Origin of the sequence: Agromyces sp. Marseille-P2726 (genome assembly GCF_902809835.1) — a bacterium.
Lineage (GTDB): Bacteria > Actinomycetota > Actinomycetes > Actinomycetales > Microbacteriaceae > Agromyces.
This window is the reverse complement of record NZ_CADDWM010000010.1, coordinates 92,310-107,515: the sequence shown is the minus strand read 5'-3', so window position 1 is coordinate 107,515 and position 15,206 is coordinate 92,310. Positions and strand designations below refer to the sequence as shown.

Genomic DNA, 15,206 nt, shown 5'->3' with positions numbered 1-15,206 from the left:
CGCTCATCGATTCCAGTACCGGGCCGTCACGCCCGCGATCTCCACGTCCAGCCAGACTCGATCCGCCGGTTGGGCGTTCGGGATCTGGCAGGTCGTCGCCGTCTGTGCGTTGCGGCCCTCACCCTGCCCGTCGACGCCGCACCGGAATGCGGCCGGCAGGCCGGCGTTGTCAGGGGCTGCCATCCACGACCAGGTCGCGGTCGCACCATCCCACGCCCGGGTCGGCAACGCGAACGTCAGCGACGGTCGGGCGTCGGCCGGGAACACCGCCGACCATGGTCCGCAACTGCCCCAGATCGAACAGGAGCGGACCTGGAACCGCGCCGACTCGCCGAACGGTCGGTTGAGCACCGCCCGGAGCCAGCCGGATCCGGCGAATTGCTGCGGTTGGCCGATCTGCGCCCCGTTGGCGTCGACGGCGACGATCTGGAGCGAGGAGCCGCCGGAGTCGACACGGTCGACGTAGCGGTCCCAGGTCTCGGCGTTCATCCAGTCCATGCGGCTCTGCACGCCGGTCACCGCACCCGGCGCCGGCCGCACGACGACACCCGCCACCTGCGTGTTCACGCATGCCGACCGGTTGTAGCCCCACACCACGAAGGCGTACGTCGTCGACTCCGTGACGGCGCCGGCGAACTCCACGCTCGAGGCATCGGGACCGACCTGCACGACCTCGGCGACCGTGCCACCGCTCGAAGGCGGCACCACCTGCCCGGGCGGCGGGCTCGTCACCGAGCAGGCCTGCGGCCCGGTGGGGACGCTGGTCTGCCCGTCTGCGAGCCGCTGGACGAAGTAGCCGCCGATGCCGTCGCCGTTCCCGTCGAACGGCGTCCACGACACGGTGACCGTGCCCGCCGCCGCGTTCGGGCTGACGTCGATCGCCCCGGCGATCGGGGCGCCGAAGGGCACGCCCATGCCGCCGGCCTCGGTCCATGCTGCGAGCGCGGGGTACGCCTGGTTCCGCGCGCTCACCGTGAACGGGACCTGGCTTCCGTTGAAGAGACCGTAGACCCGGGTCGAGCACGAACTGGTCGTGCAGGCACTCGCCCGCAGCTGGCTCGCGACGCCGGCGACCGTGACGACGTACGACTCCACCTCGGAGCCCGCGCCGGCCGAGACGGGAGACCACGTGATCTCCAGGCCGCCGTCGAGCGGGACCGCACGCACGTCCTGCGGCGGCGGGGGGATCACGTCCGACCAGACGGGACCCGGCGCCTCGACGGGATCGGACAGCCCGATCGCATTGCGAGCCTGCACCCGCACGAGAACCGGATTGCCCTCGCCGTTGCCGGGCGTCGGCACGGTGCACGTGGTCGCGTCGCACGTGGACGTCGCCCGAACCGCACCGTCGGCCGGATCCACGAGGGCGATCTCGTAGCCCGTGATCGGCGAGTTGTTGAATCCGCCGGCACCGAAGGTCACATCGAGGTAGCCGTCACCGAATCCCGTGACCTGCGGCCCCGTGACGGGATCGGGTCGATCCTGCACCGAGATGACCACCGTGCCCGTGGCATACCTGCTCGGTTCACCCGTCGCGTCGGCGACCTGGTAGTGGAGCGTCGTGTCGACGGGGTCGGCTCGCTCGTCGACGCGGACCGTGAGCGTCGAGCGATCGTCGCTCGGGTCGATGTGCACGCCGGGGGGCAGGTTCTGACCGAGGCCGCGCACGCCCACCACTCGCAGCGGGGTGTCGGGGAACGGGTTGGTCGCACGATCGTTCTCGAGTACGTCGATCGTCGTCGTGCGCCCACGAGCGACGACGGCATGGTCGGGTGCCGGCCGGGCGATCGGCCGAGTCGACGGGACCACCCGAAGCTCGATCCTGCCGGGCGGACCGACGCCCGCGGCATCCGCGACGGCGATCGACACGAGCCCACGGGTGCCGGTCGGGGTCGAGTCGGCGGCCGTGATGGTGAGCTCCCGGTCGTTGAGCGAGGTGCCGAATCCCTCCGCCGCGGGCGGCAGCACGCGGTACTGGAGCTCCTCGACCTTGTCGGGATACAGGTAGTTCGTGAGCTTGAGGAGATCGATCGTCTTCGATTGCCCCGGTTCGAAGTCGACCACCCCGCCGGTGAAGGCCGGCGGTTGGTCGTCGGCGGGCTTCACGTCGATGGGGATGACGATGGTGCCGGTGCGCGCCCCGGGGTCGGTCGCCGACTCACCGTCGGTCACCGTGAACGACAGCGACGCCGGCCCGTAGTAGCCGGATGCGCTGCGGAACCGGAGGGTGTCGTGATCGACGACGAGATCGGTGCCATCGCTGTGCGAGGCGCGCACGCTCGCCGTGTCGGTGATGCGCACGGGCCGCCCCGACGCCGCGATCACGAACTCCTCGAGTTCGAACTGCACCTCCTCGCCGCTGCGCACCTGCACCTTCGGTGCGTCGCGACGCAGCTGCGGCAGGGCGTCGTCGCGGCCCGGTACCCAGATGAAGGCGTGCGCGGTGTTCTCGGGGTCGTCGGGGTGGCTGACCGAGAACGGGATGATCCGCTGGCGGTCCTCCACCTCGATCCGGACGCTCCCGTCGCGGCGCACGCGGGCGCCCTCGTCGTAGCCGGGAACGAGCCCGACGACGGCGTCGGCCACATCGTCATCGGCGAGGAACACGTTGCGCAGCACCTCGACGTCGACCACCTCCTTGTCGAGGATGTCACTCAGGCTCAGCACGGTGTCGTGGGCCTCGGGACGGGCCAGCGGCGCATCCTCTCGAGCCTCCACCCTGAGGAATGCCGACGCCGTTCCGAGATGGTCGTTCGCCGCCGTGTAGATGAAGCCGAGGTCGCCCTCGGTCGGGGGCACTGCCACCTGGACCGTGTGGCCGTCGACGGTGGTCGCCTCGACGTCGCCGTGGATCGTCTCGATCGACTGCACCGAGAGTGCGTCGCCGTCCGGGTCGGAGTCGTTCTCGAGCACGCGAACCGAGATCGTGCGCCCAGGACGGACCGTGACCACGTCGTCGACGGCGACGGGCGCGCGAGCCACGCTGAGCGGGGCGGCGATGCCCACCCGGATCGACCCGACCGCGCGGGCACCGAGCGCGTCGATCACGGAGTACTGGAAGGTGTCGGTCCCGGCCGAGTAGTCGCCCGCCTGGTATTCGAGCCAGTCGGCGCCCCGATCGATGACCGTGCCTCGTTCGGGGTTCGACTCCTGGCTCAGCAACTGCACCGAGTCGCCGTCGGGGTCGACGCCGCCGAGGGGGATCGGAATCCGCACCTTGTCGCCCGCGAGCACCCGGGCCGTCACGGCGGGAGGCACGGGCGGCGAGTTCGTGTCGGGATCGGCGGGCCGCACGGAGATGCTGACGTCAGCCGGCGCGAACTGCCCATCGGAGGCGGTGACCTCGTAGCGAGCGGTGAACTCGCCGGGATCATCGGGCGCGAAGTACCGCAGCCGGTCGCCGGCGACGAACAGCAATCCCTGCCCTGACGCCGGCGCCGCGACGAGCTCGGGCGAGAGCGTGAGCGACAGCTGATCGGGATGCTCGTCGTTCGCCAGCACGGGGATGTCGACGACGTCGCCCGTCCGCGCTGCGATGGTGTCGGGGGCCGCCACCGGCGGCTGCGCGATGGCGAGGGGCGGCATCCGCACGACCGTGACCTCGCCCACCGCCTCGCCGAGTCCGTTGCTCACGGTGTAGCCGAACGCCGTGGGCCCGGTCTCATCCGGATCCATCGACGTCACCCTGAGGATCCGATGGTCGATGACCTCCACCCGGATCGCCGGGTCGACCGGTTCGACGACCCCTGACACGACGAGCACGCCACCGGTCGGATCGATGTCGGTGGCGAGCACGTCGACGTCGACCGCCTGATCCGGGCGGACGAACGCCGTGTGCGGCACCGTGATCGGCTTGGTGTTGCGGTCGTGCGGCGCCGACACCTCGACGCGCACGATGCCCGTCGCCGTCTCGTAGCCGTCGGTCACGGTGTACTCGAGGAAGTGCGTGCGCTCCACGGCGCTCGTGAACCGGAAACTCCCGCCGTCGAAGTCGGGGGTCAGCACGGCGTCGGGCTTCGCTGGCACGGCGCTGAGCCTGATCGGACCGGACCCTCCTCGCACGTGACGGAGCGGGTCGACCCGGATCTCCTTGTCGGCGGTCGCGAGGACCACGAACGGTTCCGCGATCGGCGGCACGGCGCCAGGGGCATGCACATCGATGGTGAGCGTGCCGGCCCGCTCCTCCCGGCCGTCGGAGACGACGAGCGACACGGTGTGCTCGGAGCCGGCGCCTCCGCCGCGCTCAGTGAACACGACGACCCCCTCCGCCGTCCACGACACGTCACCTGAGCCGGCCGAGGCAGACTTGAGGAAGACCGGATCGCCGTCGGGGTCGACCCAGTCGCCCAGCACGGAAGCGGTGACCCGACCGCCGCTCACGACCGACGCCCTGCTGACCCGCTGCTCAGCGGGCGCGGGCGGACCGTTCTCGTCGGGCTCGCGCACGCTCACGGTCACGACGGCCCGTACCGTCGCCTCGTGTCCGTCGCTGATGGTGTAGCCGAACGAGAACGCGCCGGATGCCGCATCCTCGAGCCTGAGCTGCAGCTGCTGGTTCTCGGCGACCCGCTCCAGGTGCGCCCACGGCGGGAGGTCGCCGTCGGTCGCCTCGATCACGAGGGCGTCGCCGTTCGCGTCGTAGTCGTTGAGCAGCACCGGCAGCAGCGTCGACCGCCCGGGGCGCGCGCCGAACTCGTCGGCGACGGCCACCGGCGGCACCTGGCTCTTCTCGACGATCGGCGGCGTCTCGGCGTCGGGCAGCTCGACGGTCTTCTCGTCGCGTTCGCTCGCAAGCAGCTCGTTCCAGTTGTCGATCACGCCGTAGTCATCGGCGGCAGCCCAGCTGACGCCGCTGCGGGCATCGTTCAGCGCGAGCGCCGAGCCGTTCACCCGGAACGCGAACTCGCCCGAACCGTCAGCGTTCTCGAGCCTGATCGGGGTTCCGCCGTCTGCTCCGTCGTCGCCGCACGACCGCCAGGCCTCACCGCTCGCCCACGCCGCGTGAAGGCAGCCGCCGTGCTCGATGGGCGCGGCGGGCGTGCCCGACACACCCTCGACGAACACCCGCGGGTCACCCCCGTCGACGTCCACGACGAGGAGGCCTCGGCGATGGGCGACGGCGACCGTGTCGCCCGACGCCGATGGGAGCTGCAGCGAAAGCAGGTCGGGCGACTCGAGCACCCGTGTGAGGTCGACGTCGGCGCGCCCCTCGAAGTGCAGCACGCCCGCGGTGGCATCCAGGACCACCCAACGACCGTTGATCGAGGTGATCTGCACCTGGTGGTGATCCTCGACCGGCGGGATCTGCCACCACGCGTCGACGGTCTCCTCATCGGCGGCGTCGACCCGAGCGATGTCGCCCGTCGTCGGCGTGTACGCGAAGAGCACGCCCGAGGGGTCGACGGAGGTCACGGTGCCTGCCCCGAACGTGAGGGCCGGATCGGACTCACTGTCGAAGTCGGCGAGCAGCTCCGCAGGGACCGACCACACGTCGCCGGCAGAGGCGACCACGACACGCGAGCCGGCGAGGGCGACCGACGGGTCGTCGGGTGGAACCGCCACGCTCTCCACGATCGTGGACGTGGCAGGATCGACGATGCCGACGCTCGCGCGATCGCGGTCGAGCACGAGCACGGTGGAGCCCTGCTGCACGACCTCGGCACTGGCACTGCCCGACAGCACCACCGAGTTGAGCTCGAGCAACGCCGTGTTGGCGCGGCCGATCGAGTTCTCGCCATCGTTGACCACCCAGACCGACGCGTCTCCGAGATCGACGCGCTGCGCGGCATACCCGCCGGAGGCGAGCGCCGCTCCGGCGACGACCGCGACGACCGCCGTGATCGCCCCCGCGGTGATGAGCGCCGACCGATGCGCAGCCAGGCGTGGCGTCCACATCATCCGACCCCCGCCTGGACCTCGACGTCGACGCATTTCTCGGCACTCGGCGCGCCGGACTTGCCGTCGCGGGTCACCGTGACGACGGCGCACACGTGGTCGCCGTCGTCGGCTGGCACCGCGATCGTCGCCATGCGCTGGGGCGGACTCGAGGTGCCGTTGATCTGCACGACGTAGGCATCGCCGGCCCGGAGGCCGGGGTCGTCCCAGGAGAACATGACCGCGGTTCCGTCGCCCTCGGCCACCATGCCCCTGAGATCGGTGACGACGGGGATCGACCGGGTGCCCTGGACCACCGCGAGCGCGCCCGCACCGACGAGCGCGACGAGGAGCGCCGCCACGATGGAGATGCCCCAGACGAGCCGCTTGGTCGTCGGCGGTGACGACCGGGCACGACCCGTCGTGACCTCGGGCGCTCGCGAGTCGACGCCGAGCGCCGTGTTGGAGCCCCGGTTCGCGGCGCGCCGGATGCGGCGGCGGGCGCCGCCGGCCTCGGAGATGGCGTGCTGGCCGCCGATGCGCGTGCGCTCGTCGAGATCGACCGCGGTGGCGAGTGCCCAGTCGTCCATCGCGACCTCGAGCGGTGTCTGCGGGAGGCCGAGCTCGTCCTCCACGGACTGCAGGTCGCGGATGAACTCCAGCGCACTCGACTGGCGGTCTTGGGGACGCTTCGACATCGCACGTGCGAGGACCCGCTCGAGGCTCGGTGGAACGTCGACACGGCCGGTGGGCGCGGGCTTCGCCTTCTCGATGCGTGCCATGAGGGCGGCCGGGGCGTTGTCGCCGCCGGGAACCTCGAACGGGCTGCGACCCGCGACGAGGGAGTAGACGGTCGCACCGAGCGACCAGACCTCGCTGGCGACCGAGCCGGAGACCTCGTCGTGGAGCACCTCGGGCGCCGACCACGGGATCGACAGTCCAACCGCGTCGGTGGTCTCGGCTTCACCGAGCGTCGCGGCGATGCCGAAGTCGGAGAGGACGGGATGACCGTACGCGGTCGTCAGGATGTTCGAGGGCTTGATGTCGCGGTGCAGCACGCCCTGCCGGTGTGCGGTCTCGACGGCGCTTGCCACGCGCACGCCGATCGAGAGCACCTCGGCCAGCGGCAGCTGCACGGCTCGGTAGCGCTGGCCGAGCGTCGACGAGCAGTACTCCATCACGAGGTAGGGCCGGCCGTCGGCAGCGACGCTCGCCTGGTAGACGGTGAGGATCGACGGATGCGACGACAGCTGCGCCATCAGGTTCGCCTCGGCCTGGAACATCTGCCGGAGCTCGTCGTTGACGACCTCGGGAAGCAGCACCTTCACGGCGACGAGCCGCCTGGGCATGTTCTGCTCGTAGAGGAACACGTCGGCGAATCCCCCCGAGCCGAGCACTCGGATGAACGCGAACCCGGGCAGGTTCGGCGGGGTGGACGGCAGACGCCTCGACACGATCCTCCCAGCGCTCGGTCCATCGAGCCGACCGTGTCACGGCGGCTCGGTGCCCCCATTGTAGATTGGGCGCGGATGCGGCATCGCCGTCTGGTGGACAGGCATCACTCGCGGCGCGGCATCCCTCAGTTCAGCTCGTCGGCCCCCGAGCGGCCGTGTCTCGGCGGGTGCCGGCGGGCGACCTTCAACACGTCGACGACGACGACGGTGATGTTGTCGCGCCCCCCGTTGCCGAGCGCCGCTTCGACGAGCTGGCGCGCAGCCTTCTCGGAGCGCTGATTGGCCAGGAGGAAATGGCGGATGCCGTAGGAGGTCAGCTCCTTCGTCAGCCCGTCGGAGCAGATGAGCAGTCGCATCCCCTCCTCGACGGCGACCGCGCGGTAGTCGGGGATGGGCGCCTCGTGGAATCCGACGGCACGCGTGATCACGTTCGAGTGGGGATGGGTGTCGGCCTCCTCGCGGGTGATCTGCCCGGCATCGACGAGCTCCTGCACGATCGAGTGGTCGACGGTGAGCTGCTCGAGCACACCCCCCACGAGGCGGTAGACGCGGGAGTCGCCGATGTTGAAGACGATCCAGGCCGGCTCGTCGGACACGGCACCGAGCGCCGCCCCGGTGACCGTGGTCCCGCTCCCCTCGTCGGTGACGCCGGCTCCTCGCCCCATGTCCTGGACGGCGAGCCGCAGGGCGTGATCGATCTCGGGCGTGCCGATGATGGGCTTGCCGCCGTACTCGGCGAGGCGAGTGACGACGGCCGCACTCGCGAAGTCGCCTGCGGCGTGACCGCCCATGCCGTCGGCGACGGCGAAGATCGGCGCCTGCGCGACGAAGCTGTCTTCGTTCACCTCTCGTCGCAGACCGGTGTCGGTCATCGCGGCCCAGGAGATGGTGATCTCCGTCTCGTCGGGCAGGATCACGCGATGCCTGGCATTGCCGTTGCCGATCTGCGTCACGCGTTGAGCCTGCTGTCTCTCTGGGTCACTCGGGGCGACGTTCAGGGGAGTGGACGATCTGGATGATCGTACCGTCTCCGAGGTCGAGGCTCGTGCCCGGTGCGACGACGATGGATTCGCCGGCCCGCATGCGCCGAACCCCCGAGGAGGGGCGGCCGATCGTGCCGTTCGTCGAGCGCAGATCGGTGGCGACGAGCCGCTCGCCCTGCACCCGGAGCTCGAGGTGGGTGCCTGAGACGACGCCGCCGGGCGACGCGACGGTGACCAGCTCGACTGGTGAATCCGGCCGATCCGGGATGCGTGGCGGCAGGGGCCGTCGCCCGACGAGCACCGGTCCGGTGACTCGCCGCACCGGGCCGGAGCCGATGCGGAACCCCGGGGGGTACGGCAGTGACGTCGCAGCCTCGGCGTCGGGCGAGCCGTCCTGCGGTTGCGAGGGGTTCGCGCTGGGGTCGGTCCTGAGGGCCGTGACTTCCGAGCGCAGGATCATCGCTTCGGGGATGACCGAGATCGGCGTCGTGGCGACCGGGCCTTCAGCATCGGCGGGATGCCGCGTGACCATGAGCTGGGTATCGGAGTCGGAGTGGCCTCGCACCATGTCGTGCTCGAGACGCGCACCGCCGCTGCCGTTCGCGCCGGGCGCCCATTCGACGGACGATGCTCGCAGGCCCGCCCGCGACTGGCGCCCCGGGTCGGGCGCGTCGCCGAGGCCGTCGAGCGGCGACTCCGCCGAGGTGATCCGCAGGGCGGTCACGCCCCCGAACTCGGCGAGGTGCCACGGGTGGATGCCGCGCGCATCGAATCGGCGCACGCCACCGGGCGAGCCCAGGTCGCCGACGGCGGTTCCGCGGACCACCGCGGTCACCTCACCGCCGGTTCGCGGCCACCAGAGGATCGCGAACGACTCGACCGCGTCGGCCCCTCCGACGGGCACGAGCCCGACGAGCTGTTCGATGCCGATGCGTTCGTCGGTCGACGCGTCGGCGAGCGCACTCGAGCAGCGATCGGGCGACGGCGCGGCGATCGCCGCGATGAATCGTTCGCCGACGACGACGTCCCACGCGGGGGCACCGGTCACCGCCGCGCTCGTGACGGATCCCGCGACCATGACGACCAGTCTGGCACTCGCGCCGCCTGTGGGCGAACCAGGCGCTGGTGCAGCGAAATCAGTTGTCGCGCGGCCTCATGGCGACGGAATCGCTTGCCAGAGGCATCCTTCACTGTCACAATCGACGAATGACGAATGCCCTCCGCAACGGTGTGCCGCGCCCGGTGAACCTCGACGACGTGTCGAAGGCGATCATCGAGCAGCTGCAGGCCGACGGCCGACGGTCGTACGCCGACATCGGCAAGGCGGTCGGCCTGTCGGAGGCGGCCGTGCGGCAGCGCGTCCAGCGACTCACCGAGGCCGGCGTCATGCAGATCGTCGCGGTGACCGACCCGATGCAGCTCGGCTTCACGCGTCAGGCGATGATCGGAATCCGTGCCGACGGCGACACCCGCGTGCTCGCCGAGCGCCTCGCCGAGATCCCAGAGATCGATTACGTCGTGCTCACGGCGGGGAGCTTCGACCTGCTCGCCGAGGTGGTGTGCGAGGACGACGACGAGCTCATCACCCTGCTGAACTCGAGCATCCGCAATCTCGAGGGCGTGCAGAGCACCGAGACGTTCGTGTACCTGAAGCTTCAGAAGCAGTACTACAACTGGGGCACCCGCTGAGCGGGACTCCGAAGGAGGAAGAAGATGACGACCCTCGACATGCCGCCGAGCCGCAACTCCGTGGCGTACGACCCCGACGACCTGCAGCAGAAGGCGAAGGACCACCTCTGGATGCACTTCGCCCGGCAGTCCACGATGGAGACGTCGGGCGTGCCGATCATCACGCGCGGCGAGGGGCACCACATCTACGACGTCGACGGTCGGCAGTACTTCGACGGGCTCTCGGGACTCTTCGTCGTCAACGCGGGTCACGGTCGTCGCCGCCTCGCCGAGGTGGCGGCGAAGCAGGCCGAGGAGCTCGCCTTCTTCCCGATCTGGTCGTACGCCCACCCGGCGGCCATCGAACTCGCCGACCGCCTGGCCGGCTACGCCCCGGGTGACCTCAACCGCGTCTTCTTCTCCACAGGCGGCGGCGAGGCCGTCGAGACGGCGTTCAAGCTCGCCAAGTACTACTGGAAGCTGATGGGCCGGCCGACGAAGCACAAGGTGATCTCGCGAGCCGTGGCCTACCACGGCACCCCCCAGGGTGCCCTCGCCATCACCGGTATCCCGGCGATGAAGGAGATGTTCGAGCCGGTCACGCCGGGCGGGTTCCGCGTGCCGAACACGAACTTCTACCGGGCGGCCGACGTCGGCGCTCCCGCCGACGACCTCGAGGCCTTCGGCGTCTGGGCGGCGAACCGCATCGAGGAGATGATCCTCTTCGAGGGCCCCGAGACCGTCGCCGCGGTCTTCCTCGAGCCGGTGCAGAACTCGGGCGGATGCTTCCCGCCGCCGCCCGGCTACTTCCAGCGCGTGCGCGAGATCTGCGACGAGTACGACGTGCTGCTCGTCTCCGACGAGGTGATCTGCGCCTTCGGTCGCATCGGGCACATGTTCGCGTGCGATGCATACGGCTACGTTCCCGACATGATCACCTGCGCCAAGGGCATGACCTCGGGCTACTCCCCGATCGGCGCCACCATCATCTCCGACCGGATCTACGAGCCCTTCAAGACCGGCACGACGTCGTTCTACCACGGCTACACGTTCGGCGGGCACCCCGTGTCGGCCGCCGTGGCGCTGGCGAACCTCGACATCTTCGAGGAGGAGGGCCTCAACGAGCGTGTGCGCGAGAACTCGCCGTTGTTCCGTGCGGAGCTCGAGAAGCTGCTCGACATCCCGGTCGTCGGCGACGTGCGCGGCGACGGGTACTTCTTCGGCATCGAACTCGTGAAGGACCGGGCGACCCGCGAGACGTTCAACGACGAGGAGTCCGAGCACCTGCTGCGCGGCTTCCTCTCGAAGGCGCTGTACGACGCGGGCCTGTACTGCCGTGCCGACGACCGCGGCGACCCCGTCATCCAGCTGGCACCCCCGCTCACGATCGGCGTGCCCGAGTTCCAGGAGATCGAGCAGATCCTGCGAGGCGTGCTGACCGAGGCCACGAACCGTGCCGCCGACTTCCGGGGTCACGAGCACGGCGGAGAACACCTCCTCGTGCCGGCGCGAGTCTGATGGCGAAGGTGGCGAGGCCTGCGCAGACGGACGGTTCGCAGGCCTCGTACCGGCGCGCGAGCTTCTGGCTCGATGACCTCGTGGTCGCCGGACGAGATCGGCTCCAGCCCAGGGCGCCGCTCACGAGCGACGCGCGGTTCGATGTCTGCCTCGTCGGCGGCGGGTTGACCGCATTGTGGACGGCGTACGCCCTCGCGAAGGCCGATCGGGCGCTTCGGATCGCGGTGATCGAGCGCGAGATCGCCGGGTTCGGCGCCTCGGGGCGGAACGGCGGATGGTGCTCGGCGCTGTTCCCTCGTTCGGCGGGGCGACTCGAACGCGACGCCGGCTTCGAGGCGGCGGTCGCCATGCGGCAGGCGATGGTCGACACCGTCGAGGAGGTCGGCCGCGTCACGCGAGCCGAGGGCATCGACTGCGACTACGAGTTGGGCGGCACGGTGGTGTTCGCGCGGAACGACGTGCAGCGGGGGGCCGCCCGCGCCGAGGCCGCCGAGGCGGCGCGCTTCGGCGTCGATCGCATCGAGTACTGGGATCAGCGCACCGTCAGCGGTCGATTCGGTGCGACCGGCCTCGACGGTGAGGCGCCCGCTGCCACGTTCGACCCCGCGTGCGCCAGGGTGCACCCCGCGAAGCTCGTGCGTGGACTCGCCGAGGTGGTCGAAACGATGGGGGTCTCGATCTTCGAACGCACGGAGGTGCTCGACTGGTCGGCGGGCAAGGTGCGGTTCAGCGCGGTCGATGGCCACCGGGAAGGCGTCGTGTCGGCTCGGCACGTGATCATCGCGCTCGAGGGGTACGGATCGCAGCTCCCTCGTGCGCGGCGGCGCGTCGCGCCGATCCACTCGCTCATGATCGCCACGGAGCCGTTGCCCGAGGAGGTCTGGGACGAGATCGGCATCCGCCACGGCCAGACCTTCAGCGACTATCGCCACCTGCTCGTCTACGGTCAGCGCACCGCGGACAACCGGTTCGCGTTCGGCGGACGCGGGGCGCGCTACCACTGGGGCAGCGCGATCGGACCGGAGTTCGAACGCGACGAGCGCGTCTTCGAGCACCTGCACGCCGCCCTGCGCGACCTGTTCCCGGCGGTGGGCGGTGCCCAGGTCACGCACCGATGGGGCGGACCGCTGGGCATCGCGCGCGACTGGCATGCCAGCGCGAGCTACAACCCCCGCACGGGCGTCGGCTTCGCCGGCGGGTACGTCGGCGACGGGCTCTCGACGACGAACCTCGCCGGACGCACCCTGGCCGACCTCGTACTGGGGCACGACACCGACCTGGTGCGGCTGCCGTGGACGAATCACCGCTCTCCCCTGTGGGAACCCGAGCCGCTGCGGTTCGCGGGTACCAATCTCGGCCTCCTGGGGATGGCCCTCGCCGACGTGGAGGAGCGGATCACGGCGCGACCGTCGCTCACCGCCCGCGTGATCGCCCCGTTCACCGGGCACTGACCGGCCCCGTCGCCCCCGACTCGGCGAATGCCCATTCCGGCAGCGCCCCGCTGCCGATGAACTCGGTCAGCAGTGCGGCCATCGTGTGCCCGGGGTCGATGGCGAGCGCCTGGTCGAGCAGTGCGCTCGCGCCCGAGCCACGGCCGATCGACCAGGCGAGCCAGGCCGCGATGCAGAGCGCGCCGCAGCGAGACTCGGTCGGCGCGGCGGCGATCGCCGTGCGCACGACGGTGAGGGCCCGCTCGACGCGTCGGACATCGGGCCGGAGCGGCGACTGGCCGAGCATGAGGCGACCGAGCAGGTCGGTCGCCTCGTCGAGCACGCCGTGCTCCTCATCGCGGCATACCAACTCGTCCACCGTGAGACCCTCCTCCTCGGCCCGGGCGGCCGTCTGCTCCGCGTCGAGGTGAGCCGCCTCGCCGATCGCGGGCCCGAACGCGAACTGCAGCAACATCGCGTCACGGATCGGCGGGCGCCCCGCGAGATGGAGGAACCAAGCCAGTCGGAGAGGGGGCTGCTTCGAGGCACCAGGTGCGACGAGCGACTCCACGAGCTCGACCGGATCCGCGTTGGCACCGAGTCGGACGAGTCGGGCCTCGAGCGTCCGCTCGTCGGCGAGCGCGGCAAGCTCCGATGCGATCGCCCCGGCCGTCGCGGCATCAGGTTCGGGAAGCTCCGCGAGGGACGACGCGGTGCCGAGGGCTGCGCCGGAATCAGGCGCCTGCCGTGCCGCCGGACTCTGATCGATCAGCTCGAGCGGATGGCCCGTCGCCGGACCGTCGCGGTCGAGCAGCGAGCCCCACGCGTCGGCCGCCCGGCACAGCGCATCGCGCACGTGGAATCCCGCCTGCTCGGCGCGTCGCACGACGAGGGAGAGCAGCGTGCGTTCGGGAATGCCCGCTGCGCCGGCGAAGGTGGCGTCGGTGTACACGATCGGCACGATGGCATCGACACCCGGCATCCGACACATCGTGCCGATGATGGCGTCGACGACCGCGGCGCGGTCGCGGGCGTGTCGTGGAAGGTCGTGCCGGAGGACGCCCGCTGAGCGGTTTCCCCGGAACGCCACGCAGACAACGGAGCGCTCGGGGAGGAAGCCCGCGAGTGCGGGGACGAGCGCGAGGAGATCGTGCGGTGCGCCGGCTCGGATGATGGTGGTCATGCCGACAGCGTGCCGCCGCGGCATCCGCCCCCTCGCCGAAGCGGTGAACCCGGGTGTGACCCGCGCGCGGCGCCACGCCTGTGGAGGACGAGTCAACCGAGCGCGAACAGCTCCGAGACCTCGGCGAGCTCGGCGGGCGTCGGCTTCCATCGGCCGCCCGCCGCGGCATTCTGTGAGACCTGCTCGGGTCGCGTCGCTCCGGCGATCACACTCGCAAGCGCGGGCTGGGCGAGCATCCACCCGAACGTGGCCTCGAGCATGGTGATGCCGCGGTCCTCCGCGAACGACCGGTAGCGGTCGAGCACGTCCCACGGTGCGTCGTCGACGATGTGCCGACGCTGCCGCATGATGCGGGTGTCGGGCGGCGTATCGTCTCGCCGGAACTTCCCAGTGAGCAGGCCATTCTGCAACGGGAAGAACGGAAGGAATCCCAGCCCGAACCGCCGGACTGCAGGCAGCACCTCCGACTCCGCGGCCCGGGCGAGCAGGTTGTACTCGTTCTGCGCCGAGATGAAGCGGTTCGCGCCGAGCTCGCGCGCGACGAACTCCGCCTCGGCGATCTGCCACCCGGCCAGGTTCGAGTGACCGATGTACCGCACCTTGCCCTCGCGCACGAGGTCGTCGAGCGCGGCGAGGGTCTCCTCGATCGGCGTCACCGGGTCGGGCGTGTGCAGCTGGTAGAGGTCGATCCAATCGGTCCGGAGCCGGCGCAACGAGCCCTCGACCGCGAGACGCACGTATCGTCGGGAACCGCGCGCCCCCCATGCGGGAATCGGCGAATGCATCTGCTCGTGGCCGAATTTCGTGGCGATCACGACCTCATCGCGGTGGCCCTGCAGCGCGTTGCCGAGGAGCGTCTCGCTCAGTCCGTACTCCCTGCCGTAGGTGTCGGCCGTGTCGAGGAGCGTCACGCCGGACTCGAGGGCCGCTGCGACCACCGCATTCGTGCCCTCCTGCGTCTCGGTGGCCGTGCCGGCTCGGCCGAAGTTGTTGCCGCCCAGGCCGACGGCCGACACGCGCAGGCCGGAGCGGCCGAGGGACCGGTACTCGAGTTCCGTCACCCCTCGAGCCTATGCCCGACGGCCGAGGAGGGTCG

At 70.8% G+C, this 15,206-nt stretch carries 9 protein-coding genes; 3 read left to right on the top strand and 6 right to left on the bottom strand.

What is annotated here, in order from left to right; translation table 11 throughout:
* Positions 1–3 precede the first annotated feature (3 nt).
* The 4 genes from HUS56_RS03585 to HUS56_RS03570 form a co-directional block, all read right to left on the bottom strand.
* Positions 4–5,898: a fibronectin type III domain-containing protein gene (locus tag HUS56_RS03585; protein WP_173922021.1), complete on the bottom strand. Its 5,895-nt coding sequence runs from the start codon at positions 5,896–5,898 to the stop codon at positions 4–6.
* Positions 5,895–7,328, bottom strand: a complete 1,434-nt coding sequence (locus tag HUS56_RS03580; RefSeq protein ID WP_173922020.1) for a serine/threonine-protein kinase — start codon at positions 7,326–7,328, stop codon at positions 5,895–5,897. Before HUS56_RS03580 ends, HUS56_RS03585 begins: the two co-directional genes overlap by 4 nt.
* Before the next feature lie 125 nt (positions 7,329–7,453).
* Positions 7,454–8,281, bottom strand: coding sequence for a PP2C family serine/threonine-protein phosphatase (locus HUS56_RS03575; protein WP_254431268.1), 828 nt, complete (start codon positions 8,279–8,281; stop codon positions 7,454–7,456).
* Positions 8,282–8,306: 25 nt separating this feature from the next.
* Positions 8,307–9,389: an FHA domain-containing protein gene (locus HUS56_RS03570; protein ID WP_173922019.1), complete on the bottom strand. Its 1,083-nt coding sequence runs from the start codon at positions 9,387–9,389 to the stop codon at positions 8,307–8,309.
* 128 nt (positions 9,390–9,517) lie between these two features.
* Between HUS56_RS03570 and HUS56_RS03565 the strand changes: the two genes are divergently transcribed.
* From HUS56_RS03565 to HUS56_RS03555, 3 genes are read left to right on the top strand one after another with little or no spacing between them, the layout of a single operon-like run.
* Positions 9,518–10,000: an Lrp/AsnC family transcriptional regulator gene (locus HUS56_RS03565; protein ID WP_173922018.1), complete on the top strand. Its 483-nt coding sequence runs from the start codon at positions 9,518–9,520 to the stop codon at positions 9,998–10,000.
* Between the two features lie 24 nt (positions 10,001–10,024).
* Complete coding sequence (locus tag HUS56_RS03560) at positions 10,025–11,497, top strand: aspartate aminotransferase family protein (protein WP_173922017.1); 1,473 nt, start codon at positions 10,025–10,027, stop codon at positions 11,495–11,497.
* Between the two features lie 8 nt (positions 11,498–11,505).
* A complete protein-coding gene (locus tag HUS56_RS03555; RefSeq protein WP_254431267.1) occupies positions 11,506–12,948 on the top strand; it encodes an FAD-binding oxidoreductase in 1,443 nt (480 codons plus the stop codon).
* On the opposite strand, the gene HUS56_RS03550 is transcribed toward HUS56_RS03555, so the two are convergent.
* On the bottom strand, positions 12,935–14,110 hold the full coding sequence (locus HUS56_RS03550) for a DUF4192 family protein (RefSeq protein WP_173922015.1): 1,176 nt from the start codon (positions 14,108–14,110) through the stop codon (positions 12,935–12,937). The two genes, HUS56_RS03555 and HUS56_RS03550, sit on opposite strands and share 14 nt — an antisense overlap.
* Before the next feature lie 92 nt (positions 14,111–14,202).
* A complete protein-coding gene (locus tag HUS56_RS03545; RefSeq protein WP_173922014.1) occupies positions 14,203–15,171 on the bottom strand; it encodes an aldo/keto reductase in 969 nt (322 codons plus the stop codon).
* Positions 15,172–15,206: the final 35 nt, after the last annotated feature.